Raw genomic sequence first — 23,425 nt, forward strand, 5'->3', positions numbered from 1 at the left:
CCCGCGTGATTTTGTACATTTTGCAAGAACTTGTCTGGAAACTTGCAAAAATGCGAAAATCAGTTGACGGCGGCCGCTGTTTTGATGTATGCTAATAATGAAGTAAAATGGGCCTTGAGGGGGAATGCTAACCCGCAGGGCGCCTGTGCTGCATCGCCAGCGTACCGCTATGCGCGGCGCGGTGCCAAAGGAGGAAATACAATGGATCCGCTGCTTAAAAAATTCACCTTTACCGATGAACTGACCGATGTCATTGAACACTGTAAAGGCGTTTCAGTGCCGACAAGCAAGGCCGAGCTGTATGAAATGGTGTTTGGCCCGACGGGGGCCGACGTATTCGACGTTGTGTTCGACGTGCCCGGCAAGGGCGCGGTCAAGGAGGCCGACGTCACCCGCTGCAAAAACGGCGCCTCTGTCAACTATGTTGAGGACTACATGCGCCGCCGCGATCCGGACTGCATGCGCATCGCGGACGACAAGCCGACCGACAAAAAGCGTTTTGCCGACGTATACGGCTATCCCTTTGCCGATCTCCGGAAAGAGACTATGGAATGGTTTAAACAGCAGGAGCTGATCGTGATGCCGTTCAATTCGGGCGGCAACATCTATGGCTACGGCTCCATGCTGGTCTGCCCCAAGCAGGCCGCGTTCTTTGCGTTCGGTCTGGCGCATCTCCAGGGCTTTGTTAACGCCGAAGAGTCCGAGGGCTATAAGCCGCGCGCGATCGTCTACGTCGCGCCGCCGTTCCGCCACACCCACTTTGAGGGCAAGCAGGTCGTCGTGCACAACCGTCTGGACGACTGCCATGAGGTCTTTTCTTACAACCTCTATCCGGGACCGTCCGCCAAGAAAGGCGTCTACTCGGTGCTGCTCGATATCGGCGAGGCTGAGGGCTGGGTGACCGCGCATACGTCCTGCGGCCGCCTGGTCACGCCTTATGAAAACGAAATGGTCATCATGCACGAGGGCGCTTCGGGCGGCGGCAAGAGCGAAATGCTCCAGGATATCGCCCGCCTGCCGGACAACCGCGTGCTGCTTTCCAAAAACACGGTCACCGGCGAGGAAACCATCATCAATATGGGCCAGACCTCATCGATCGAACCCGTGTGCGACGATATGGCCACCTGCTATCCGGGTCTGCAGAACGACAGCGGCAAGCTGGTTCTGGTCGACGGTGAGGACGGCTGGTTCCTGCGTATGGACGGCGTGACGCACTATGGCTGCGACCCCGTTTACGAGCGCATCTGCACCGAGCCGGACGAACCGCTCTGCTTCTTCAATATGGAAGGCCATCCGGGCGCGACGCTGCTCATCTGGGAGCACACGCTGGATTCGAACGGCAAGCCCTGCCCGAACCCGCGCGCCATCGTGCCGCGCTGGAAGGTGCCGCACATCGTCAAGGAGCCGGTCGAGGTCGACGTGCGCTCGTTCGGCGTGCGTATGCCTCCCTCTACCCGTGAAAACCCGAACTATGGCATCATGGGCATGATGCATATTATCCCGCCCGCGCTTGCCTGGCTGTGGCGCCTGGTCGCGCCGCGCGGCTTCAACAACCCGTCCATAGTGTCGGGTAATGAGCTGAAGAGCGAGGGCGTCGGCTCCTATTGGCCGTTTGCAACCGGCCAGCGCGTCAAGCAGGCCAATTTGCTGCTTGATCAGATCATGGCGTGCCCGAACACCCGCTATGTGCTCATCCCGAACCAGCACATCGGCGTTTATAAGGTCGGCTTCGCGGCTGAGTGGATCTCGCGCGAATACTTGGCGCGCCGCGGCGCGCGCATCCGCCGCGAGCATCTTGAACCCGCCCGCTGCCCGCTGCTGGGCTACGCGCTCAAGGATATGACGATCGACGGCCAGCGTATCCGCTCCAAGTATCTGCGCGTCGACACGCAGGACCGCGTGGGCGAGGACGGCTACGACGCAGGCGCCAAGATTTTGACCGACTTCTTCGAGAAAGAGCTGCAGAAGTTCGACACCCCCGAGCTCAAGCCGCTGGGCAAGCAGATCATCGAATGCTTCAAAAACGGCGGAACGTTGGAGGATTACGAGGCGATCACGCCGATCCGTTTCTAAAAATGACCGATAAAAAGAGGACTGCTTTTGCAGTCCTCTTTTTGTCTTTATAGCGGAGAAACGTCAAACGGCACGCCGTACCGCTCGGAAAGCTCGGCAAACTCTTTGAGGATGGGTTCGGAAAGTTCGATGCCTGCCTGCCGGTTGGCAAGGCTGGCGTTCCATTCGATTTCGCCGGGCACCATGACTTCGCGGAACCCCTCGGCGGGCGGGCAGGCCTTGAGCGAGTCGAACAGCGCGTCGGCGCGGCGTTTGAATTCATCGAGCGGCACAAATTTGGAAATGTCGATCACGCCCATGAAGTAGCCGATCCCTGAGGGCTCGTCCAGGTTCTCAAATACGCGGGGGATCGACATGCTGTCGTGCCCGCCGGCAAGACAAGCGCATAGGACGTCGATGATCAGCGCGATCGCATAGCCCTTTGGACCGCCGAACGGCAACAGCGCGCCGGTGTTTGCAGCGACCGGATCGGTTGTGCGGCGGCCTTCGCTGTCGAGCGACCAGTCGTCAGGAATGTCGCGGCCTTCCTTAATGGCGAGCGCGATCTTGCCTTTTGCGACAACGCTGGTCGCCATGTCGAGCACAAGAGAGGGATACTTGCCCGCGGGAATGGCGACAGACAACGGGTTGGTGCCGAGAAACGCTTTTGCGCCTCCGAACGGCGCGACGAGCGCCGGCGTGTTGCACACCTCAAAGCCAATCATGCCTTCGTCCGCCGCGTGCATGACATAGTATCCGCCGAACCCGTGGTGGGAGGCATTTCGCACTGCGGCGTAGGCAACACCGGTTTCACGGGCGCAGTCTATGCAGGCGTTCATGCTTTTCCATGCGACCGTGGAGCCCATGCCGTTTTGTCCATCAACGACCAGCGTAGACGGCGCGGTTTTGGTGATTACCGGCTCTGCCTTGATATCGGTTACGCCGTGCTCTACGCGTGCGAGGTAGCCGCGGAATTTGGTTACGCCGTGCGAGCGGATGTTGCGGAGATCGGAGCAGAGCATGTTGTCCAGAAAAATTTCTGCGTTTTCCCGGCTCATACCCGCCTTGACAGCGACCTCGATTCCGAATGTACGAATGGATTCGACTGGATATTTCATAGTATAGACCCGCTTTCTAAAAGGATAAAAATGAATACTGCTTAGTGTTTATGAGAAACGGCGCGCAGAGCCGCTTGGACAATTGCGTCTGCATCAAGGCCGTAGCGCTGCATGAGTTCATCCGGCGCGCCGGACTCGCCGAACGAATCCTTGATGCCAACGCGCTCGACCGGGATCGGACAGGCTGCCGCGAGCGCCTCGCATACCGCGCTGCCCAGCCCGCCGGTGATTTGGTGCTCTTCACAGGTGACCGCCGCACCGGTTTCCTGCGCGCAGCGCACCACGTCTTCCACATCGAGCGGCTTGACCGTGCCGACGTCGACGACACGGGCGGATACGCCCTGCGGCTCGAGCAGCTCGGCGGCCTGCATGGCGTGATACACCATTGCGCCGCAGGCGAACAGCGTCACGCCGTCTCCTTCGCGCACGCGGCGGTTTTTGCCGATGACAAAGGGCTCATCCGCTTCGGTGACGACCGGCACGGCCTCCCGCCCAAAGCGAATAAAGCACGGCCCGGGATGCTCGTACATGGCGAGCGTGGCCTGATAGGTCTGGTTGCTGTCGCAGGGGGTAAGCACAGTCATGCCGGGCAGCACGCGCATCAGCGCAAGATCTTCCAGCGCCTGGTGCGTCGCTCCATCCGGGCCGACTGAGATGCCCGCGTGCGCGCCCGCCAGCTTGACGTTTAAATGATTATAACACACGGTGTTGCGAATTTGATCCCAAGCCCGTCCAGCGAGAAAGACGCCGTAAGTTGAGAGGAACGGTGTAAGACCGGTCAGCGCCATACCGCAAGCGGTGCCCACCATATCCTGCTCGGAAATGCCCATATCGAGGAATGCTGCGGGGTTTTGTCGGTGTACCCATTCGGTGCGGGTGGATTTGGCGACGTCGGCGTCGAGCACGAGCACATCGTCATGCGATTGACTGAGCGCGAGCACAGCGCGGCCATAGCCGTCGCGCATCGGTTCGTATTTCATGCCATCGCCTCCAATTCTGCCATCGCGGCGCGGTATTCCTCATCGTTTGGTGCCTTGCCGTGCCATTCGGCGCGGTTTTCCATAAAGGATACGCCCTTGCCCTTGACTGTTTTGGCGAGCAGCACGGTCGGTCCGTCGGCATAGGCGCGCGCCTGCGCGAACGCCTGATAGACCGCGCACACGTCGTGGCCGTCTGCTTCAAGCACATGCCAGCCGAAGCTTTCCCATTTTTCACGCAGGGGAAAGACCTCTTTGATCTCGCTTACGCTGCCATCCAGCTGGATGCCGTTGTAATCCACGATGGCGCATACGTTGCTGAGCTTGTGCTGGGCGGCGAACAGCGCGGCTTCCCAAACCTGTCCCTCCTGCAATTCGCCGTCGCCCATCAGGCAATAGACGCGTGCACTGCTTTCGCGCCGCCGAAGCGCAAAAGCAATGCCGTTTGAAATGGAAAGCCCTTGCCCGAGCGAACCGGACGAGCAGTCCAGCCCGGGCGTCGCGCCGCGTTTGGGATGCCCCTGCAAACGGCTGTCCAGCCGCCGGAGCGTCAAAAGCTCCCCGGGCGGGAAGAAACCACGCCGCGCGAGCGCGCTGTAAAGAACGGGCGCGGTGTGCCCTTTGGACAGGATAAAGCGATCGCGGTCCATCCAATCCGGGTGATTCGGATCGCACCGGAACATATCGGAAAAGTAAAGCGCGGCTACTAGGTCGGCGGCAGACAGCGAACCGCCCGGATGCCCCGAGCCTGCGGCGTGTACCATGGTCAAAATATCACGCCGGATTTGCAGGGCGGCTTGCCGCATTGCGGTTTCATTGTTCATAAGGCGGACCTCCTTTGCGGCTCTCAGTATGCGGCGCCGAGCGCGTCAAGCGTGCTGTGCGCGCCGCTGAGCACAGCCTTGCCGCCGTTTACGATGTAGTTGAAATCGAAATTCATGCACAGCCAGTTTGCACCGCGTCCGATCCAGTCGCGCACGAACTGTTCGCTGTATGCGCCCGACACGCCGAACGGCTTGCCGGTTTTGCGCAGAATTTCGCCGATCTTGTCAAATTCGGCCTTGGCCTCGGGAGAAGCCGCAGTGAACCGCTGGGCGGGGGTGTTCATACTCATCGCATAATCGTTCGGACCGATTACAAAGCCGGAAATGCCGGGAAGCGCGGCGATCGCCTCCAGATCCTGAACGACGTCTACGTGCTCGATCTGCACGATAGTCCAGATATGCTGGTCTTCGTTTGCGGTATATTCCGCCTTGTCCCACATCGAATAGTTGACTGCGCGGCGTGTGCCCATGCCGCGTACGCCGTTCGGGGGATAATGAGTTGCGGCGGCGGCGGCTTTGGCCTCCTCCAGCGAACAAACCATCGGCACGACGATGCCGTCCGCACCCATATCGAGCACGCTTTTGATAAATACCGGATCGTTCCACGGCACACGTACAATGCCGGCTACACCCGCCGCACGGCAGGCGAGCAGGTGGTTTTGGATGTCTTTTTTGTCAATGGCCGAATGTTCGGCGTCGACCCAGATAAAGTCGAAGCCGCTGCCGGCGAGCGCTTCGGTTAGAAATGGGCTGTCAAAGCCAACATGCGAACCGATAGGCACTTTTCCGGCGGCGAGTTTGTCGGTGATTTTTTGAAGCTGATACATGATGAACTCCTCCTTGCGGAATTAAAAATAGGCAGCGCTTACGTTGCGCTGGACACGCGGATGCTGTTGGGGACTGTTTGACAGAATAATCCGCAAGAAGTGTGCCAAGGTTCAAGAAAAGAAAAAATTACCAATAACGGCATAGGTTTTGCAATGTGATTCGGATGAAATGCACAAAATAAATGCAGATCAAGCTTGCATTCTAACAAAGGCTGCGTTATATTGAAACTGCGGATGTTGCATATAGGGAATGAGACTGTTTCAGGAAACAAACGGAAACGGGAGAGAGAAACATGATTCGGATTATGATGGCGGTGCCTTTTGAAGATATGACCGACCTTGCCTATGCGGTCTGGGCCGAAGCCGAACAGTTCGCGCGTGAGCAGCAGTGGGACGAAGAAGAATATGAGTTTACCGTAGCGAAAGCCAGTACGACACAGGAGGTGTTCCGCCTGGAACCTGACGTCGATGTGGTGATCGCACGCGGTGCTACGGCTTACGACCTGCAGCGCAACCATTTCCATATCCCGGTCGTCGAGCTGATGATCAGTGCGAACGACCTGCTGCAGACTATTTTACAAGTGCGGGAGACCTATGGGAATATTCCGGCGGCGTTTATCGGTTCGCCCAATATGTTTGAGGGGATTGACAGACTGGCGGAGTCGCTGCAAATTGACTGCCAGCCGTTTTACTTAAAAGAAAACACGGAAGAGGAAATTTATCGGAACGTGGAAGCGGCAGTCGACAGCGGCCGGCGGGTGATTATCGGTGGTATGCGCGGCTGCATCTATGCGCGTAATTTCGGCGTCCACCATATGTTGCTTCGGTCGAGCCGGGATTCGATCTGGAACGCGATCATGTCGGCGCGGCAGCTTGGCGTGACCAGCCGGCGCAACAAGGAGTATGTGCTTAGCAATCAGGCTATGCTGGACAATGCGTTTGAAGGGCTGATTTCGCTGAATAAAAACCATTGTATCACCGCGCTGTCCACATCAGCGAAAAAAATACTGAATCTGGCGCCGGGGGACTGGTGTATCGGTATGAGTATCCGCGACGTGCTGCGCTCACCGCGCATCACCGCGCTGGTGAACAGCCCGGAACCCTACGCGGATGAGATTATCGCTTATAATAACACGCATCTTTCGTTCAAAAAAGTAGGACTGAAGCTGCATGGCGAACCGGTCGGCTGCGTGCTGACCTTTTTGAATGCCTCGCAGATTCAGGAAACGGAGATCAAGCTGCGCGGCAAACTATACGAGCATGGGCATGTGGCCAAGTATACGTTTGATACGCTGATCGGCGAATCGGAAGAAATGGGGTCGACGATTGCGGTTGCGCGGGCTTATGCAAAGACCAATTCGGATATTATGCTGGTCGGCGAGAGCGGCACGGGCAAGGAACTGTTCAGCCAATCCATCCACAATGCAAGCCTGCGCAGCGCGCATCCGTTTGTGGCGGTCAACTGCGCGGCCATTCCGGAAAACCTGCTGGAAAGCGAGCTGTTCGGCTATGTCGGCGGCGCTTTCACCGGCGCGAATAAGAATGGGAAAATCGGTCTGTTTGAGCAGGCGCATCATGGCACCATTTTTCTGGATGAGATTTCAGAGATCCCGTTACCGCTCCAAGGCAGGCTGCTGCGCGTGCTGCAGGAGCGCGAGGTCATGCGGCTGGGACACGACCGCGTGATTCCGGTCGATGTGCGCGTGATCTGTGCCACGAATAAAGACCTGCACGAGCAGGTTCAAAAGGGGCTGTTCCGCGAGGATTTGCTTTACCGCATCTATGTGCTCAGCCTGCGCATTCCGCCGCTTCGGGAGCGAAAAGGGGATATTCCCCTGCTGGTGGAGCATTTTGCCGGACAATTTTGCGCCCGGGAGGGGCGCGAGCGGTTGTTTTTCACCGCAGAAGCCTTGGACATGCTGGAAGCACAGCCGTGGCGGGGGAATATTCGGGAACTGCAAAACTTTTGCGAACGTGTAGTAGTGCTGCATCAGGGCGGGGAAATTGACGCCGCGTTTGTTGCGCGGTTGTTGTCTTACGACCGCCCAGCCTCCTCCTTTCCACAGGCAGAAGCATCGCCTGAAAACACGGAACCGATTGAGCCTGAGCGGATTCTCAAAGCGCTTGAAAAATCAGGAGGAAACAAATCGATGGCCGCAGAATTGCTTGGCGTGAGCCGAGCGACGCTTTGGCGGCATTTGAAGAAAATGCAGCAGCCCTGATGTTTCGTGTTGCAGGGGTGTGAAACGTTGAAACGCCAAGAGCCGCGATCCCGCATCCCAAAAAGGATTTGTGCAGAATGTTGAAATGCGTCTGCATGAAACAGCGGTTTGACGAATTTCACATAAACAGCGAGATTGGCACGAAAATTGCTTTTAAAATACATGCCCATAAACCATCATGCCGGATTTCAGGAGAGAGGAGGAGGGGCATGGACTTGCATACTGAAATACAAGTAACGCAAAAACACACGCTTGCACTTGCACAGATGCAATCGCTTCGCGTGCTGGCAATGAACGCGCAGGAGCTGGCGGCGTTTTTTCAGAAGGAACAGCTTGAGAATCCGCTGCTGGAGATGGAGGAGCCGCAGTCTGCGGAAAGGCTGGAAGCGTTGGTCTCAGAGCAACAATGGCTGCAGCGAAAAGAGACGCGAAACTGCGTATCCGCCGGCACGGATGACGAGGCTGCATGGAACGATATCCCTTGTAGCGACAGCACAGATCTTCGCACGTTCCTGCTCAGCCAAGTCAATGAACGGCAGTTGGGGCCGCGACTATACCGTTTGCTGGTCCGGCTGGTGGAATGCTTGGACGAATACGGGTATCTGAACGCCGATCCTGAGCAATTGGCCGACATGCTGCCCGGTGACCTGCAGTCTGTGAGGCACGCATGGGAGCTGCTGCGGTCGCTTGAACCTGCGGGCGTCGGTGCCCGCGATTTATCGGATTGCCTGCTTTTGCAGCTTGCACGTCAGAAAATTTGTACGCCGCTTCTGGAACAGATACTCACAGAACACTTGACCGATATCGCCGCCGGCCGCTTTCACGCGGTTGCGAAGGCGTGCGGCGTATCGCTTGAAAAGGTCAAGGGGGCGCTGCGCAGTATCCGGTCGCTCAACCCGCGTCCGGGCGCTGAATTTGCGTCGGGACGAGCGCAATACCTGTCGCCGGACTTGCTGGCGAGTTATGAGCAGGGGCGTTGGGAGATTGAGCTGAATGACAATTATGTAGGCTCGATCCATATCAGCCCGGCCTATCTCGCGCTGGCGCGGCAGGCGGCAACTGAAAAGGATCGCACTTATTTTGCCGAAAAGATCGAGCGGGCAAAATTCGTGATCCGCACGGTTGAGCAGCGCAGGCAGACCATCATATCAGTAGCGCAATGCGTGTTGCGGCATCAGACGAACTTTGCCCTGCACGGCGGCTCGCCCGGCCCATTAACACTGCAAACGGTCGCGGATGAGCTGGACATCCATCCATCCACAGTCAGCCGTACAGTGCGGGGAAAATATGTGCAGTGTCCGCGCGGCGTGCTCCCATTCCGCAGCTTTTTCGATACTGCAGCGGGGCGGGGCGGCACGGCAGAATGCAGCCGGGATGCCGTGAAAAGAAGACTGGAAGACCTGATCACACGGGAGGACGCAGCGCATCCGCTGCGGGATCAGACGCTTGCGGAACAGCTGGGCGAAGAGTTCCACATGTCGGTATCGCGGCGTGTAGTGGCGAAATACCGGACCGAGCTGGGCATCAAAAGTGTGTACGAACGACATTTTGCAGAATAAGAAAACGCCCCCGGGGCTGCCCGGGGGCGTTCGTTTCGGATCTTATACGCCATAAACCGGCTTAGCGAGCACTGTGTCATCATGACCGGGCAATACGAAATCGGCTAGGCGTTTGGCCTTTTCAAAGCTGGCATACCAGGCGGTCAGGCTCGTGTGGCTGCCGGCTGGGATACCGGAAGTGAAATTTTCCAATAGTGGAAAGTGGTCGCTTGCGAGCAGACATTTTCCCTCGGCTGTGTCAACCAATAGGCCGTGCAGGCCGGGGCTGTGGCCGGGCAGCGTGACGATGGACAAACCGTCGTCTAGCGCGAAATCTCCCTCGAGCAGCACCATGCTTTCATAGCCTTTCAGCCATTGCGGCAATCCGTTGCCATCCTTAACATTGTAGTTGTGCGCTTCGCACGGCATAGGCGTTAGCGCGGCGCGCACTTCATCCGCCTGCACATAGATTGGCGCGTGCGGAAAAAGCTCCAGATTGTAGGAATGATCCCAATGCAGATGAGAAACGATGACCGCATCAATATCGGCCGGGTTTAGCCCGTGCTCGGAGAGGCGGCTTTCGAGGGATACGTGATGGGTGATGGTGCGGTGGGTCGTGTGCGGCGCATCCTCGGGATTTTCCGGACCGCAGTCGAACAGCAGGCTGCGGCCACCGCCCTGCACGAGGAAAGAGAACAGCGGCGCGTCGAGGCCGACGCCAAAATCCTTTTTATACGTGAACGCGGACTTTTCGTGCGCGACAAACCGGCCGAGCAGCAGGGGGGTAATGGTATAGAGCATGGATAGCCTCCTTTGGAATGGATAGGGACGGCACCGCCCCGTCAAACGCGGGGCGGTGCCTTGGAAAGAAAGGAAAGAGAAGAGGAAGAGGTTATTCGATGACCTCGATCATCACCGCCAGGCCGTTCTGGTTTTGCACCAGCATCTGGTTGGAGGCCAGACAGCGGGTCTCGTGGTAGTTATAGGTAGTCATAACGCCTTCAAAATCCTTGACCTCCTTGAGCGCGTTGTTGATCGCGTCGCGGTCGGTCGTGGTGCCCGCGATTTCGCAGGCTTCCTTGAAGAGCAGCACCGCATCGTAGCAGGTGGCGGAGATGTAATCAGAGGGGGCGCTGTAGGCCGCGCGGTACGCGTCTTCAAACGCCTTGCCGTTCGGAGTAGAGACCTCGCTCGTCCAGTCGGAGATCGCATACCAGCCGTTGGCCGCGTCGCCCGCGTTGTCGCGGCAGACCGCGGTGCAGAACGAGTTGCCGCCGATCATGGGCAGGTCGAGCCCAGCCGCGTCCACCTGTTGACAAATCATGGCCGCCTGGAGCTGGCTCATCGAGATGCCGATCAGGCCGTCAACGCCGGAGTTCTGGATCTGGGTGATGATAGGAGCGAAGTTTTTGTCGTCGGTCGTATAGCCGTAGAGGTTGCTTTCCGGAACCTCGATGCCGAGTTCTTTCAGGCCGTTCACAACCTGGTCCTTGAGGCCTGAACCGAAGCTCTCAGTTGAATACATGATGGCGGGGTTTTTCATTCCCAGCTTTTGCGCGGCGGCCTGCGCGATGCGCGCACCCGATTTGTCATCGGTCGTGCGAACCTGCCACATATATTCGTTGTTTTCCGCCGGAATGTTGGCCGAAGAGCCGGCGGCGAACATGGGCACCTTCTTTTCCGCGACGATGGGCGACACGCCGATGTCGTTCGCCGAGGAAGAGGAGCCGAAGAACGCGACTACGTCCGGGTTGTTGACCAGCTTGGTCATCGCGTTGACCGAAGCCTGCATGTTGTCCACTTCGTCCTCGGCAACCAGCACAAGCTCTTTGCCCAAAATGCCGCCCTCGGCGTTGATTTTGTCCTTGGCGAGGTTGGCGGCGTTCATAATATAATCGCCGTTCATCTTGTTGGTACCCGAAAGCGGCGCTGTGATGCCAAAGGTGACCGTGCCGTCGAGCGCGGACGCGTTGTTGTCCGGGGCGTCTGTGGTTTGCGCCCCGTCATCCGAGCTCTGCGGCGTATCAGGGGCTTTCGAGCTGACGCAGCCGGTGGCGGTCAGCAGCAGCGAGCCTGCCGCGAGTAGCGCGAGTAGCTTTTTTCTGTTCATAAAATTGCCTCCTTTAAGATTGATGCATGGATTATGATAGGAAACCGCTTGCCGGCGCAGGCGGGTTTCTTGTAACCGGCGGTTGGCTTACCTGCCCAGATAAATAGCAAGCGCAGTGCCAAGCGGCTCCTAAAGCTTAAATTTGCCGTTTCAAACAGAGAAGCCGGCGAAAATTTGTTGGTTTCGCGAATAGGAGCTAGGTGGCAGATAGGATGGGATGGAACAGATCTGCCACTGTTTCACTTGGATTGTTTCACCGTTTCCCCTGATGTCGTACTATGGGCGAAACGCATAAATACATTGCACTCCGGGTTGCCGCGTGCTGCAAGATAGACAAATTTACAGAGGGAATGTCGGCGAGAATGACAAATTGGGGAAACGCGTTTGATTTGGCACGGGGATTGCTATTAAATCTCGCGTGAAGACTGAAAATAAACTGTTTGGTGCAATGAGGTGATCGGATGAACTTTAATACTTTAATATCCCTGACGGTCAACGGATTCGCCATGGGGATGATTTACGCACTGATGGCGATGGGCATTATCCTGCTGATCCGCGCGGTCGGCGTGATGAACTTCGCGCAGGGCGACCTGTTGATGATGGGCGCGTTTATCACCTGCTGGCTGACAATCGACATCGAGCTGCCGCTCTATGTGATGATTCCGCTGGCGCTGGTGTGTTTTGCGGTGCTCGCGCTGGTGTTCATGTTTACGGTATACTGGCCCCTGCGGAACGCCTCGTATCCGGCTGCGACCATTATTTCCACCATGGGCGCGGCCATGGCGCTCAAGGAGATCGCCACACTGGTATGGGGCAGCCTGCCGCGCAGCATGCCGCCGCTGATGAAAAACGCGGATACAGGGAAAGCAGCGGTGCTTAAGGTGGGAACGGTAACGCTGCAGTGGCAGTATGTATTGACGATCCTAGTCGGTGCGGTACTGATTATCGGCGTGTTCGTTTTGTTTGAAAAGCTATACGCCGGGCGCATGATGCAGGCGGCGGCGCAGGACAGCTACGCGGCCGAGCTGCTTGGCATCCCGACTATTCTGACCACAGCCGCGACGTATATCATTGTGGTCATCCTGTCGGGCGTGGGCGGCTACATGATCTCCCCAATTTTCATGGTCAGCAATACGCTCGGCTCGCTCCAGCTCCGGTCGTTCGCGGGCGTGGTGCTCGGGGGATTCGGAAATATCAAGGGCGCGATCATCGGGTCGCTGGTCATCGGCTTGGTCGAGTCCTACGCCTCCATCCAGTTCTCGCAATATAAGGATGCGGTGGTGTTCCTGGTGTTGATTGCAGTGCTGCTGATCCGGCCGCAGGGCTTGTTCGGCGAAAAAATTGCGGATAAGGCGTGAGGTGGATAAAATGAAAAATAAAAAGATAAAGCCGTCCACGCTGCTGATTGTGCTCGCGCTCGCGGTGTTCGTCATTGTGATTCCGCGGGTCAATACCGGATATTCCATGATGATCGTCAACCTCGCGCTGATCTACGCGGTCGCGACCTACGGCGTGTCGGTCATGCTCGGCCTGGGCGGGCAGCTTTCGTTCGCCGCAACCGCGTTCCTCGGCGTAGGTGCGTATTTCGCGGCCAACCTTTGCTCGGGTCGGTGGGGCTTCTGGGTCGATTCGTTTGCCGTCCTGCTGCTCACGCCGGTGTTCGCGGGCGTGGTCGCCTTTGTGATCGGCATGATCCTGTTCCGGCTCAAGGGCACGTATTTCACGTTCGCCACGGTAGGCTTGGTACAAGTGGCATGGTGCTTCTTCCTGAATTATAAACCACTGTTCGGCGGGCCGGACGGCATTTCAGGCGTCGCCCCGATCTCGATTTTCGGCTGGACGCCCAAGGATTATAACGAGTGGTTTTACCTGCTCGCGGTGATTGTATTAATTGTCGCGCTGCTGGTCGAGCGCGTCCGCCATACGCAGCTCGGCCGCTCGCTCGCCGCGGTGCGCGACAACGAGGTTGCCGCGCAGACGCTCGGCATCAACGTGTATATGACCAAGGTGATCGCGTTCACCATCGCGGGCATTTTCGCGGCGGTCGCGGGGGCGCTGTACGCCATGCACAGCCAGTTCGTTTCGTCCGATATGTTCACGTTTGAGCGCTCAACCTCGTACATCATCATGGGCATGCTGGGCGGTATCAACAACACGGCGGGCGTCTTTGTCGGCTCGGTGCTGGTCACGCTGCTGCCCGAATGGCTGCGCGGTATGCAGCAGTATTTGCAGCTGATCTACGGCGTCGGCGTCATCCTGCTGATGATCTTTATGCCCATGGGCCTCGCCGGCCTCGCGTCCAATATCTGCAAGACACTCAAGCGGAAGCTCCGCGGCAAACAGGAAACGGAATCTAAGGAGGTGCGGAAATGAACCCGATTTTAAGGCTCGACGGCGTATGTAAGCACTTCGGCGGCGTGGTCGCGGCGGAGGATGTGACGTTTTCCGTCATGCCCGGCACGGTGCACGGCCTGATCGGCCCGAACGGCGCGGGAAAATCCACGCTGATGAACCTGATTAGTGGCATTTACACGCCGGATAAGGGCAGGATCTATTTCGATGAAACGGACATCACGGGCGCGCCCTCCCATGCCCGTGCGCGCATGGGCATCGGCCGCACATTCCAGACGCCCCGCTTTCTTCAGCGCTCCAATATCCGCGATAACCTGCTGCTCGGCACCGACCTTGGCAACCAGATGGGGTATCTAAAAAGTTTTTTTGGCAAGAAAGGCTCGGATTTTGAGAGCGAGCTTAACGAGCTGATGCAGTATGTCGGTTTTGGATTCGACTGGGACGACGATATTTCCGCGCTCGCCTACGGGCAGCGCAAGCAGCTCGAAATTGTGCGCGCCATGCTGGCGCATCCCCGGGTCATGCTGGTCGACGAGCCGGCGGCAGGGCTGAACAATAAGGAGATCGACGACGTGATGGAACTGCTCGGCCACGCCGCGAAAGACAAGGGCATCGGCGTGCTGCTGATTGAACACTCGATGGATATGATCATGAACATCTGCGAGCAGATTGTCGTGCTTTGCTTCGGCAAGGTGATCGCCGAGGGCAACCCGGAGCAGATTTCCTCGAACGAAGCGGTCATCGAGGCGTATCTGGGGAGGGAGAACGATGCTTGAAATCAAGAATCTGCACGCCTATTACGGGCCGATCGAAGCGCTCAAGGGCATTGACGTTTCTGTGGCCAACGACAGCATCACCTGTCTGATCGGCTCGAACGGCGCGGGAAAGACCACGCTGCTCAAGTCCATTTCAGGCATGATCCACCGCACCGGCTCGATTGAATTGGATGGCTTGGGCGAGATTACCGGCAAGAATTCGCGCCAAATCGCGCGCGCCGGGCTGATCCATGTACCCGAAGGGCGGCATGTGTTCCCGGGGCTGACCGTGCGCGACAATCTGGAGACCGGCACGATCAACTGGCACGGCTTTTTCGGCAGACAATCGTACAGAGACGAGCTGGAGGAGGTCTACGCGTTGTTTCCGCGCCTCAAGGAGCGTGAAAACCAGCTTGGCTGGAGTTTGTCGGGCGGGGAACAGCAGATGCTCGCAATTGGCCGCGCGCTGATGGCGCGCCCCAAAGTGCTCATGCTCGACGAGCCCTCCATGGGCCTTGCGCCGCTCGTGATCGCCGAGCTGTTTGAAAAAATCGTAGAGGTCAACCGCACCCGCCATATCCCCATCCTGCTGGTTGAACAGAACGCGCGGCTTGCGCTAGATATTTCTGATCAGGCGTATATCATCGACGGTGGGCGCGTTATTCTGGAGGGAAAAGCGGCCGACCTCAAGCACGATGACCGCGTGGTACAAGCGTATCTCGGTAAATTTGCCGCGGGACAATAGGCGTTAACCTATTGGACGCATTCATTATAGCCGCATGGAACACCGGCGTAAATGGAAATGAACCCCAGAATATTATGAATACCGCAGAAAAAGAGAGCAAATTTTTGTTCAGTATGTGCGTTTCTGTCCGATAGGGCAGAGTTGGCATACTGGTTGCTATTCACAAAGTCGAGGTCTTCACATCAAAACGACTAGGAGGAATCGACAATGCTGCATAGCAAAATGGGTTTGGTCGGCGCGGGCCGAATCGGCGCGAGCGAGGCGACTTTAATGGCCGGACACGGCTGCGCTGTGACCGTGATCGCCGTGGACGAGGCGGACGTGGCGCGCTGCCGCAAAATGATGGAGAACAACTGGGATGAACTGATTCGCGACGGACTGGCGACCGAGGCAAACAAGCGAGCGGCGCTTGCCCGCACAGAGGTGACCACCGATTACCGGGCGCTCTCTGGGTGTGAGTTTGTGCTGGAGGCTGCGCTCGAAAATCTGGAGATTAAACGCGCGGTCTATGAAAAGGTGGAAAGCGTATGTGCGCCAGACATGCTGCTGGCCTCCACCACGTCCGCGATCCCGGCGGGCGTGCTGGCGGAGAAGCTTTCGCATCCGGAGCGGTTCTTTGTCGCGCATCCGTTCCAGCCCGCGCACATGGTGCCGCTGGTCGAGCTGGTCGGCGGGCCGCAAACCACGCCGGAAACGCTCTCCAGCGCCAAGACGCTGCTCGAAGCGCTGGACCGCGAGGTGGTCGCGCTTAAAAAGGGCGTGCCGGGATTTATTATCAACCGGTTTGCGCAGGCCCTGTTCCGCGAAGCAATTTATTTGATCGAGCAGGACGTAGTATCGACCGAGGATATCGACAAGGCGGTAAAATACGCGGTTGGTATGCGCTATGCCTCGATCGGCCTGCTGGAGTATTTCGACGACGTAGGCTTCCAGCTGGAAAGTGAGATTGCGCAGACCGTATATCCCGACCTGTGCGGCGTGCGCGAGGTGCAGAAGCTGGTGCGGGACGGGCTAAATCGAGGAAGCACTGGCCGCGCTGCAGGCCGCGGTCTGTACGACTGGAGCCAAAAGGACGACGGGGATTATCTCAAACGCAAAGCAGCGCCCTATATCGCCTGCTTCAATTGGGATATGCCGTCAGAGTAAAAAGGAGTGCTGAACGTGTATCATTGCATTCAGGTGGACGCGCGGGACAATGTGGCCGTGGCGGTGCACGCGCTGGCGGCGGGTGACGCGGCGGCGAGCGGTCTGACCGCGCTCGAACCGATTCCGCAGGGGCATAAAATCGCGCTGCGGGATATCGGTGAGGGCGACCCGGTTGTGCGCTACGGTGTTTGTCTGGGGCACGCGCTGCGAAGTCGGCCGCGCGGAAGCTTGGTGGGCGAGCACGATATCCGCGCCGCTGCCGCGCCGCCGCTGGACCGGCTGGTGTGGGGCACCGATCTGGTATCGAAAGAGCGGCTGCCTGCGCCGCCTGCGGCCACATTTGAGGGATTTCGCAATGCGGAAGGCTTCGCCGGCACGCGCAATCTGCTCGGCATCGTGACGACCGTCCAGTGCGCGGCGGGCGTGGCCGAACAGGCGGCGCAGCGCATTCGGGAGCGGCTGCTGCCGCTGTATCCGCGCGTGGAGGATGTGGTCGTTCTGGTGCCGCCCTACGGCTGCGGCGTCGCGATCGACGCGCCTGAAGCAAAGGTGCCGATCCGCACGATCCGCAACCTGATCCACCATCCGAATTTCGGCGGACAGATTTTGGTCGTTTCGCTGGGCTGTGAAAAACTGACGCCCGAGCGCGTGCTCGAGCCGGATGAGATCACGCCGGAGAACCGGCTGGTATTACAAGAATGCCGCGGATTTGAAGCAATGGTCAGCGCGATTTGCCGCATGGCCGAACCCAAGCTGCGCCGGCTGAACGAGCGCAAGCGGGAGCCCCTGCCGCTGTCACAGCTGATGGTCGGTTTACAGTGCGGCGGGAGCGACGCGTTTTCCGGCCTGACGGGAAACCCAGCCGCAGGCTATGCGGCCGATATGCTGGTGCGTGCGGGCGCGACCGTGCTGTTTTCCGAAACCACGGAGGTGCGCGACGGCGCGCATCTGCTCGCGGCGCGTACACCCGACGCCGAAACCTGCGCGCGGCTTGCTGAGGAAATGCGCTGGTATGACCGGTATCTGGCGGCAGGCGGAGTCGACCGCAGCGCCAACCCGACGCCGGGCAATAAAAAGGGCGGGTTGTCCAACATTGTGGAAAAAGCGGTGGGATCGATCGCGAAATCGGGATCGTCGCCCATTGTCGAAGTGATCGGCACGGGCGAACGGCCGCGCAGGCAGGGGCTTATATACGCCGCCACCCCGGCGAACGATATGATCTGCGGTACGTCGCAGTGCGCCTCGGGCATCGGCTTGCAGGTGTTCATCACCGGGCGCGGCACGCCCTATAATATGCGCGCGGTGCCGGTAGTCAAGGTTGGGACACGCACCGACTTAAAAGAGCAATGGTTTGATTTGATCGACATCGACGCGGGCACGATCGCCACCGGACGGAAAAGCGTGGCCGAGGTAGGGAGCGAACTGTTCCGGTGCATTCTTGAGGTTGCGAGCGGCAAGCGGCAGACCTTTGCTGACCTGCATGGCATTTATAACGACACCTATGTTTTTAATCCTGCGCCGATTACCTGAATTGGAAAGAGGACTGCTTGTTTGCAGTCCTCTTTTTTTCAATTAGGAACGGCCGCGCTGCCCGCGCGGGGCACAAAGGGACAAGACACCTACGGTTTCTTGTCCCTCTGTGGACTCCCTATCTTCCCTTCGGTTGTATTTCACGCGTTGGCCGCGCCGTCACTTCACGCAGTACCTTCCTAACCCGAAAAAAAGCGGGGAACGGGGTGCAGGCGGCGACTCGGCTCAATCCAAGGCGCCGCCGTGCTGGCGGGAGCCTCGGGCCAGCACGGCGGCAAGCGGAGCAGAGCCAAGTTGTTTAACGGCGTATCCCCGCGCTTCTCCGCGGCTGCAAGGTACTGCGGAAAGAAAGCGCGCGGCGCAGAAAGCGAAAAACTACATGAGGGAAGATCGGGAGTTCCAAGAGGGGTAAGAAACCGTAGGTGTCTTACTCCTTTTGGCCCCCGCCGCGGGCGCGGCGAAACGTCCTATTGTTGCGGCGGAGCGGGATTGTTGGTGCGACCGAGCAGGTAGTCGGTTGATGTACCATAGTAATCGGCAAGTTTGCATAAAACTTCTGTAGGAATATCACGTTTTTCGAGCTCATAATTAGAATACGCCACTTGGGAGCAACCTAAATAATTTGCAAGAATTTGTTGTGTTAAATCCTTATCCTCGCGAAGGTCTTTTAAACGATTCATCTATATCACCCTCAATATCATATATCAAAACAAAATGTTATATTGACAAATATAACATTTTGTTTTATGATAATTTTGAGGTGATAATCATGTACAAAATCTACGAGGCCATGCACACCCATATTTTGCAGGAACTCCCTCCCGCCCCGGATCATTTGGGAACTGCAATGGAAGAGCGGGAGAAGAAATTCCGCAACAGCCTGAGCGAAGCGCAGCAGGCGGCATATAAACGCCTGACCGAGCTGGAAGCCCAATATGACGCGCGGCAGGAACTCAGCGCGTTCCGCGACGGTTTTGCCTGCGCCGCCGCGCTCCTGCTCGACGCGCAAAAAAGCAGGCTGTGACCGAAGTCACAGCCTTGCTTTTTAATATCCGTAGCCCGCTTTCCATCGCTGGAGCGAGAGCGACGCATTCTTGTAGCTTGCATCCGCCGTCGGGGTGCCGGCGGGCACGCCAAGGGTCGCCGCGTCCGATTGCAGCACGTAGCCGTAGGTCTTCCAGCGGTTAAACGCCTGCTCATACGCCTGTGTCTGCCGGTCGGACAGCGCCGCATCCTGCCCGGTCTGGTACTCCCGCCAGCCGAGCGTCGGCGTGCCGTTCAAAAACCCGGTCAGTCCGGCGACCGACAGGCTGTAATCCCGGTCGGCATTGTACTGCTGCAAAGCCGCCTGCGCGCGGGTGAGCGCCGCGTCCGATTCGGACTGGTAATAGCCGCTCGAAAGCGCGGCCTCGCGGTCGGCGGCTTCGGCCTGTGCGGCGGCGCGCGCCGAAAGGCGGGCGTTCCCGAGCGCGTTTAAGTCGCCGCGGTACTGGTTGTCCACCGCGATGCGGCTGGTTTCGGCTGCGCCCGAGGTCGCCGCGTCGGTGCGCGCACCCATGTTGAGGCCGAGCGCGGCCAGCTTTTCCTCGTTGCCGATGACCGATTTCCGTGCGTTGATGTCGGTCTGCGTCATCGCGGCGCGGTAGTCGCTGTCGATTGAGGACAGGCTGCCCTGCAGCCGCTGCTGGATGCGCTTCCGCTCGGCTTCAAAGCGCTGGAGCCGCGCGCGTTCGGCGGCGTCGTATAGGCCGTTTACCGTGAGTGAGCCCGCGCGCGTGCTGGAAGACGAATAGGGCCGGTAGCCGCTTGTCCAGGTGGACACCGCGTCGTTGGACGCGACCTTGCCCGAAAGCCCCTCCGCGTCGATCTTGTTCTGCCGCTCGGCAAGCAGCTGCTGACGCTTGCCCGTGTCGCTCGTGTTCGCGATCGCCTCGGAATAGTCAAAATCCTTTTGATAATATCCTGCCATGCGTTTCCTCCTTTCTGTCAAATGACCGTGCGCCCCAGCGTCCAGCGGACGGTGAGCGCCAATAGCCCAAACGGCTCGCCCGGCCTGTCGTTGCCGATGCGCACGGCGAACAGCGGCGTTTTATGCTGCCGCCAGCGCGTGCGGTAACTGACCGCCCCCGGCACGCACCGGAACGAAAAGCGCGAAAAATCGAGCGTATCGAACGAAAACAGGTCCATATTCTGCGAAAGAGCCAGAAGCGTGCCGTTTTCGTTCTCATACTGTACGGTCGCGCCCGATCGGGAATAGGGCATGAGCGTCGGGATCACATCGCGCACGGTTTTGACGCGCCCCCATTGCGATAACGGCAGCGTGGGCGTGCGCCAGTAGGCGTCGATAGGGGTATCGTCGTCGTTATAGGCATTGTCCTCATCCGCTTCCTTAAAACGGCACAGCCTGCCGTCCGCCGTGCCGAACCAGAGCTGGTTTCCGAGCACGGCAAGGCATTGGGCCGGCACATGGGTGAGGTAAAACCACGCGGGCGCGCCGTCGTCCTCGGTGAGGCGACCGTCGGCAACGTACATATGGCCGTTCACGGCGAGATAGTATTTGTCGGCGTGAACGACGGCGCATGCGTCCTCCAGTCCGCTCTCCTGCTCGAGTTTGGGCAGTACCGCGTCCGAAATGGGGCGGACCGACCGCTGTTCGGCGACCGCTGTGCCGTATACCCCCATCACACCGCGGGAGGAAAGGAATAACGGCAGGTCGTTTAGAGAGGCGAACGTCCGGTAAGAGACCGCGCCCGCGCCCTGCGCGCCTTGCTTCAGGGGATAAAGCGCGGTGCCGTCGTCGGCCATCAAATAGGTGCGCAGAAAGCTGGTGGATTCCTGCGCGCCGCCCGATTTGACCACGAGCTGGCTCTCGTACTGCTTGAGATAGCCCATGATGGCGGAAGCGTCGGTGCCCATGCGGGTGTAGCCCGTGTCGGGGAAATACGTCGGGTCGTATAGGCCGGACTGCCAGTCACAGTCCGGCTCGTTCGGGTTGCCCGCGAGAAAGACGCGGGTGTCGTTCTTGCCGCCGTACAGCCCGGCAAAGCGGCACTTGTCGATCTTGCCGGCGTAGCCCTCGACCGTTTTGGAAAACGTGATGGCGACGTTCGCAAGGCCATTGCCGTTCGCCGGTGCAGAGGAGAGCGTGACCATGCCGGTCGCGCGGTTGACTGACGAGACCGTGACCGCGTTCCCGTTTACCGTGGCGGTCACCGGCGCGTCGTCGAGCGCCTTTGCGTCGACTTGGAACTGGGTAGCCGAGCCGTTGCCGATAAAGGTGTTGATGCGCTTGGGCGTCAGCAGGTTTACCGCCTCATACGACGTGCCGCCCCCCGTCGGCGCGGCCGAGATGGTCGTCGTCGGCACAAAGGCGTGATCGCGGACGGGTACGGCCTCCCATGCCGTGTCCGCGTCGTTCCGGCGCACGGCGCGGTAGGTTTTTCCGTCCAGCAAGTACAGCGCGCCCTTCATGGTGAACGACTGTGAAAACGCCTCGTTCATATCAGCGCAGAGCGCGGCCTGTGTGCCGTCAGGAGAGCGGCAGAACAGCTTTTTGCCCGCGTGGACCACCGCGCCCGTTCCGTCCGGCAGAGGGAAAACGCCGTACACCGCGCCGTCGTAGACCTGCTGCGTCTGCCAGCCCGTGCGCTTTACCAGGAAATCGTTCTGCTCGCAGACCATATTCTGCATATCGGGAGAGCGGGAGAGCGAGGCCTTGGTAGGGTGCGTGCGGAAATCCACGCCGCCGAACCGCCGCACGACCGTCTGCCGTACGGTTTCGGGGTTTGCAAACTGATACGGCTTCATCAGAGCATCTCCTGCACGGCGGTGAACTGCGCCGGGCAGTGCGCGAGCAGGCGGGAGGCGAACTCGCTGGCGGCCCAGTTGAAGCGGTCCTTGTCGTCGTCGCACACCAGAAGCGCGGCGAGGCCGTAGGGGAAGCACTCGGCGGCTAGCGCTTCGTCCGCCGGAATTTCCTCGGTGAGCGCACTCATGCGCGGCGGCGCGGCGAGCGGCGTTTCGCCCGCGGAACTGCGCAGAGCGTTGTTTTCGCGCAGGCAGTTTGCCAAAAGCTGATTCATGGCGGGCAGCGCGAATTGTTCATAATACGCGCCGCTGTCCGCCGTCTCGCCCAAAAGGGCGAGCGCGGCGGAGAAACATGCGGAACCTGTCATGCGGTTCCCTCCTTTCCTCTTTTATCCCGCGACGGGCGAGGGGTATTTGCCCTCCTGCACCGCGTAGGCGCGCACCGTTTTGCCGGTTTCCGGGGTGAGCGCGGTGCCGGACGTGTAATCGAGCGCGGAATCCGAGTAGCGCGGATCGGAGCCGTCGAGCGTGTAGCGGATCGCCCCCGTGCCGGTGATCTTGTGGTCGGCGGTGACAGTGGGCGCGGCCGATGTAGAGCCGGTATTCACCAGCGCGTACACGCCGCCGCATTTCGCACCCAGTACGTATGCATCGTAATAATGGCGGCCTTCGATGAGTGCGCCCGACACGCCGACCGGGTCTTCGTGCACCTTGGCGTCCGCGATTTTATAGGGCATGAGCACCGCGTCCTTGTGGGCGACGAGGAACCACACGTTTTCGGGCAGATAGCTCTTCGGCACGCGCACGACGTTCATGCCGAATACCTCGCCGCATACGCCCTTGGCGATAGACTGGCGGGCGAGCACGTCGACCGACGCGAACTCGTCCGACGTGCACACCAGCTTGTACATTTCGCTCGTCAGGTATAGGTAGCGGTTGTCATCGGGCACGAGCGCGTCGTCGAGCGCCTGCGACGCGTCCGCGATTTTTGAGATGATGTTTGCCTTGGTCGGCTTTTCGCTTTCCGTGATCGTGCCCGCCATGGTGACAAAGCGCGAAAACGCGTATTTGTCCGCCGCCGGAGTGGATTTTTCGTTCAGCTGCAGGCGCAGCATGTCGGCCGCGTTTTTGACCAGGTTCTGGTCGAGGTTGTTGCCCTTGTCGATGGTCAGCGTGAACGCCTTGTCCTGCGTCATGGTGAGCTCCTGCACCACGTCCTGCATCTCGGTCACGTCGCCATAGCGGGCAAGGCCGCCGTCGCGGTCATAATCGACCTCTTCGACCGTGATCGGCGTGTACACCTTGAGCGTCTTAACGCCGGTCAGGTCGAACGTGGTCGCGGTCTTGCCCTTGATGAACGACGAGCGCGTGAACACCTCGGCGATCTGGTCGGAATATTTGCTTGCAAGATTGATAGCCATA

General features: G+C 58.9%; 21 protein-coding genes. 10 read left to right on the forward strand and 11 right to left on the reverse strand.

Going from position 1 to position 23,425, the window contains the following annotated elements; genetic code table 11:
- Nucleotides 1-201 precede the first annotated feature (201 nt).
- A complete protein-coding gene (locus SO058_RS01095) occupies nt 202-2,073 on the forward strand; it encodes a DUF4914 family protein (RefSeq protein WP_320841162.1) in 1,872 nt (623 codons plus the stop codon).
- 47 nt (nt 2,074-2,120) lie between these two features.
- On the opposite strand, the gene SO058_RS01100 is transcribed toward SO058_RS01095, so the two are convergent.
- The 4 genes from SO058_RS01100 to SO058_RS01115 are packed head-to-tail and all read right to left on the reverse strand — an operon-like array spanning nt 2,121 to nt 5,798.
- Nucleotides 2,121-3,170, reverse strand: a complete 1,050-nt coding sequence (locus SO058_RS01100) for an Ldh family oxidoreductase (RefSeq protein WP_320841163.1) — start codon at nt 3,168-3,170, stop codon at nt 2,121-2,123.
- A 41-nt stretch (nt 3,171-3,211) separates the two neighbouring features.
- The gene (locus SO058_RS01105; RefSeq protein ID WP_320841164.1) at nt 3,212-4,150 is read right to left on the reverse strand and encodes a transketolase family protein; all 939 of its coding nucleotides are present in this window, start codon (nt 4,148-4,150) and stop codon (nt 3,212-3,214) included.
- Nucleotides 4,147-5,001, reverse strand: a complete 855-nt coding sequence (locus tag SO058_RS01110) for a transketolase (RefSeq protein ID WP_320841257.1) — start codon at nt 4,999-5,001, stop codon at nt 4,147-4,149. The genes SO058_RS01105 and SO058_RS01110 overlap by 4 nt, the downstream gene beginning before the upstream one ends.
- Nucleotides 4,995-5,798, reverse strand: a complete 804-nt coding sequence (locus tag SO058_RS01115) for an HpcH/HpaI aldolase family protein (RefSeq protein WP_320841165.1) — start codon at nt 5,796-5,798, stop codon at nt 4,995-4,997. The genes SO058_RS01110 and SO058_RS01115 overlap by 7 nt, the downstream gene beginning before the upstream one ends.
- A 293-nt stretch (nt 5,799-6,091) precedes the next feature.
- Here SO058_RS01115 and SO058_RS01120 point away from each other — a divergent pair, with 293 nt between their 5' ends.
- Nucleotides 6,092-8,020 carry a sigma 54-interacting transcriptional regulator gene (locus SO058_RS01120; RefSeq protein WP_320841166.1) on the forward strand — a complete coding sequence of 643 codons (1,929 nt, stop codon included), beginning with the start codon at nt 6,092-6,094 and terminating at the stop codon, nt 8,018-8,020.
- A gap of 209 nt (nt 8,021-8,229) precedes the next feature.
- Nucleotides 8,230-9,579 (forward strand): RNA polymerase factor sigma-54, encoded by a 1,350-nt coding sequence (gene rpoN, locus SO058_RS01125; RefSeq protein WP_320841167.1) that lies wholly within the window; start codon nt 8,230-8,232, stop codon nt 9,577-9,579.
- A gap of 42 nt (nt 9,580-9,621) precedes the next feature.
- Here the strand turns inward: rpoN and SO058_RS01130 are convergent, their stop codons facing one another.
- Both SO058_RS01130 and SO058_RS01135 read right to left on the reverse strand, forming a co-directional pair.
- Nucleotides 9,622-10,359 carry an N-acyl homoserine lactonase family protein gene (locus SO058_RS01130; RefSeq protein ID WP_320841168.1) on the reverse strand — a complete coding sequence of 246 codons (738 nt, stop codon included), beginning with the start codon at nt 10,357-10,359 and terminating at the stop codon, nt 9,622-9,624.
- Nucleotides 10,360-10,450: 91 nt separating this feature from the next.
- Nucleotides 10,451-11,668, reverse strand: a complete 1,218-nt coding sequence (locus SO058_RS01135) for an ABC transporter substrate-binding protein (RefSeq protein ID WP_320841169.1) — start codon at nt 11,666-11,668, stop codon at nt 10,451-10,453.
- A gap of 461 nt (nt 11,669-12,129) precedes the next feature.
- Here SO058_RS01135 and SO058_RS01140 point away from each other — a divergent pair, with 461 nt between their 5' ends.
- The 6 genes from SO058_RS01140 to SO058_RS01165 all read left to right on the forward strand — a co-directional run bounded on the left by SO058_RS01140 (nt 12,130) and on the right by SO058_RS01165 (nt 18,196).
- Nucleotides 12,130-13,026 (forward strand): branched-chain amino acid ABC transporter permease, encoded by an 897-nt coding sequence (locus tag SO058_RS01140; RefSeq protein ID WP_320841170.1) that lies wholly within the window; start codon nt 12,130-12,132, stop codon nt 13,024-13,026.
- A gap of 10 nt (nt 13,027-13,036) precedes the next feature.
- The gene (locus tag SO058_RS01145) at nt 13,037-14,041 is read left to right on the forward strand and encodes a branched-chain amino acid ABC transporter permease (RefSeq protein ID WP_320841171.1); all 1,005 of its coding nucleotides are present in this window, start codon (nt 13,037-13,039) and stop codon (nt 14,039-14,041) included.
- Nucleotides 14,038-14,796 (forward strand): ABC transporter ATP-binding protein, encoded by a 759-nt coding sequence (locus tag SO058_RS01150; protein WP_320841172.1) that lies wholly within the window; start codon nt 14,038-14,040, stop codon nt 14,794-14,796. The genes SO058_RS01145 and SO058_RS01150 overlap by 4 nt, the downstream gene beginning before the upstream one ends.
- On the forward strand, nt 14,789-15,520 hold the full coding sequence (locus SO058_RS01155) for an ABC transporter ATP-binding protein (protein ID WP_320841173.1): 732 nt from the start codon (nt 14,789-14,791) through the stop codon (nt 15,518-15,520). The genes SO058_RS01150 and SO058_RS01155 overlap by 8 nt, the downstream gene beginning before the upstream one ends.
- 207 nt (nt 15,521-15,727) lie before the next feature.
- Nucleotides 15,728-16,666, forward strand: a complete 939-nt coding sequence (locus SO058_RS01160) for a 3-hydroxyacyl-CoA dehydrogenase family protein (protein ID WP_320841174.1) — start codon at nt 15,728-15,730, stop codon at nt 16,664-16,666.
- A gap of 15 nt (nt 16,667-16,681) precedes the next feature.
- Entirely contained in the window at nt 16,682-18,196 is a 1,515-nt protein-coding gene (locus tag SO058_RS01165; protein ID WP_320841175.1) for a UxaA family hydrolase, read from the forward strand.
- A gap of 467 nt (nt 18,197-18,663) precedes the next feature.
- On the opposite strand, the gene SO058_RS01170 is transcribed toward SO058_RS01165, so the two are convergent.
- Nucleotides 18,664-18,876, reverse strand: coding sequence for a helix-turn-helix domain-containing protein (locus SO058_RS01170; protein ID WP_320841176.1), 213 nt, complete (start codon nt 18,874-18,876; stop codon nt 18,664-18,666).
- An 89-nt stretch (nt 18,877-18,965) separates the two neighbouring features.
- Here SO058_RS01170 and SO058_RS01175 point away from each other — a divergent pair, with 89 nt between their 5' ends.
- Nucleotides 18,966-19,220 carry a DUF6809 family protein gene (locus SO058_RS01175; protein WP_320841177.1) on the forward strand — a complete coding sequence of 85 codons (255 nt, stop codon included), beginning with the start codon at nt 18,966-18,968 and terminating at the stop codon, nt 19,218-19,220.
- Nucleotides 19,221-19,241: 21 nt separating this feature from the next.
- On the opposite strand, the gene SO058_RS01180 is transcribed toward SO058_RS01175, so the two are convergent.
- From SO058_RS01180 to SO058_RS01195, 4 genes are read right to left on the reverse strand one after another with little or no spacing between them, the layout of a single operon-like run.
- Nucleotides 19,242-20,165 carry a hypothetical protein gene (locus SO058_RS01180; protein WP_320841178.1) on the reverse strand — a complete coding sequence of 308 codons (924 nt, stop codon included), beginning with the start codon at nt 20,163-20,165 and terminating at the stop codon, nt 19,242-19,244.
- A 17-nt stretch (nt 20,166-20,182) separates the two neighbouring features.
- On the reverse strand, nt 20,183-22,003 hold the full coding sequence (locus SO058_RS01185) for a hypothetical protein (RefSeq protein ID WP_320841179.1): 1,821 nt from the start codon (nt 22,001-22,003) through the stop codon (nt 20,183-20,185).
- Nucleotides 22,003-22,371 (reverse strand): hypothetical protein, encoded by a 369-nt coding sequence (locus tag SO058_RS01190; protein WP_320841180.1) that lies wholly within the window; start codon nt 22,369-22,371, stop codon nt 22,003-22,005. Before SO058_RS01190 ends, SO058_RS01185 begins: the two co-directional genes overlap by 1 nt.
- 21 nt (nt 22,372-22,392) lie before the next feature.
- Entirely contained in the window at nt 22,393-23,424 is a 1,032-nt protein-coding gene (locus SO058_RS01195) for a chitobiase/beta-hexosaminidase C-terminal domain-containing protein (protein ID WP_320841181.1), read from the reverse strand.
- Nucleotide 23,425: the final 1 nt, after the last annotated feature.

Origin of the sequence: Agathobaculum sp. (assembly GCF_034098985.1) — a bacterium.
GTDB lineage: Bacteria > Bacillota > Clostridia > Oscillospirales > Butyricicoccaceae > Agathobaculum.

Excerpts from the sequence above, each read along its gene's own strand:
- SO058_RS01195 (WP_320841181.1), bottom strand. The coding sequence starts at position 23,424 with ATGGCTATCAATCTTGCAAGCAAATATTCCGACCAGATCGCCGAGGTG.
- SO058_RS01185 (WP_320841179.1), bottom strand. The coding sequence starts at position 22,003 with ATGAAGCCGTATCAGTTTGCAAACCCCGAAACCGTACGGCAGACGGTC.
- SO058_RS01140 (WP_320841170.1), top strand. The coding sequence starts at position 12,130 with ATGAACTTTAATACTTTAATATCCCTGACGGTCAACGGATTCGCCATG.
- SO058_RS01170 (WP_320841176.1), bottom strand. The coding sequence starts at position 18,876 with ATGAATCGTTTAAAAGACCTTCGCGAGGATAAGGATTTAACACAACAA.
- SO058_RS01150 (WP_320841172.1), top strand. The coding sequence starts at position 14,038 with ATGAACCCGATTTTAAGGCTCGACGGCGTATGTAAGCACTTCGGCGGC.
- SO058_RS01095 (WP_320841162.1), top strand. The coding sequence starts at position 202 with ATGGATCCGCTGCTTAAAAAATTCACCTTTACCGATGAACTGACCGAT.
- SO058_RS01175 (WP_320841177.1), top strand. The coding sequence starts at position 18,966 with ATGTACAAAATCTACGAGGCCATGCACACCCATATTTTGCAGGAACTC.
- SO058_RS01120 (WP_320841166.1), top strand. The coding sequence starts at position 6,092 with ATGATTCGGATTATGATGGCGGTGCCTTTTGAAGATATGACCGACCTT.
- SO058_RS01115 (WP_320841165.1), bottom strand. The coding sequence starts at position 5,798 with ATGTATCAGCTTCAAAAAATCACCGACAAACTCGCCGCCGGAAAAGTG.
- SO058_RS01145 (WP_320841171.1), top strand. The coding sequence starts at position 13,037 with ATGAAAAATAAAAAGATAAAGCCGTCCACGCTGCTGATTGTGCTCGCG.
- SO058_RS01105 (WP_320841164.1), bottom strand. The coding sequence starts at position 4,150 with ATGAAATACGAACCGATGCGCGACGGCTATGGCCGCGCTGTGCTCGCG.
- SO058_RS01180 (WP_320841178.1), bottom strand. The coding sequence starts at position 20,165 with ATGGCAGGATATTATCAAAAGGATTTTGACTATTCCGAGGCGATCGCG.
- SO058_RS01190 (WP_320841180.1), bottom strand. The coding sequence starts at position 22,371 with ATGACAGGTTCCGCATGTTTCTCCGCCGCGCTCGCCCTTTTGGGCGAG.
- rpoN (WP_320841167.1), top strand. The coding sequence starts at position 8,230 with ATGGACTTGCATACTGAAATACAAGTAACGCAAAAACACACGCTTGCA.
- SO058_RS01130 (WP_320841168.1), bottom strand. The coding sequence starts at position 10,359 with ATGCTCTATACCATTACCCCCCTGCTGCTCGGCCGGTTTGTCGCGCAC.
- SO058_RS01155 (WP_320841173.1), top strand. The coding sequence starts at position 14,789 with ATGCTTGAAATCAAGAATCTGCACGCCTATTACGGGCCGATCGAAGCG.
- SO058_RS01100 (WP_320841163.1), bottom strand. The coding sequence starts at position 3,170 with ATGAAATATCCAGTCGAATCCATTCGTACATTCGGAATCGAGGTCGCT.
- SO058_RS01135 (WP_320841169.1), bottom strand. The coding sequence starts at position 11,668 with ATGAACAGAAAAAAGCTACTCGCGCTACTCGCGGCAGGCTCGCTGCTG.
- SO058_RS01160 (WP_320841174.1), top strand. The coding sequence starts at position 15,728 with ATGCTGCATAGCAAAATGGGTTTGGTCGGCGCGGGCCGAATCGGCGCG.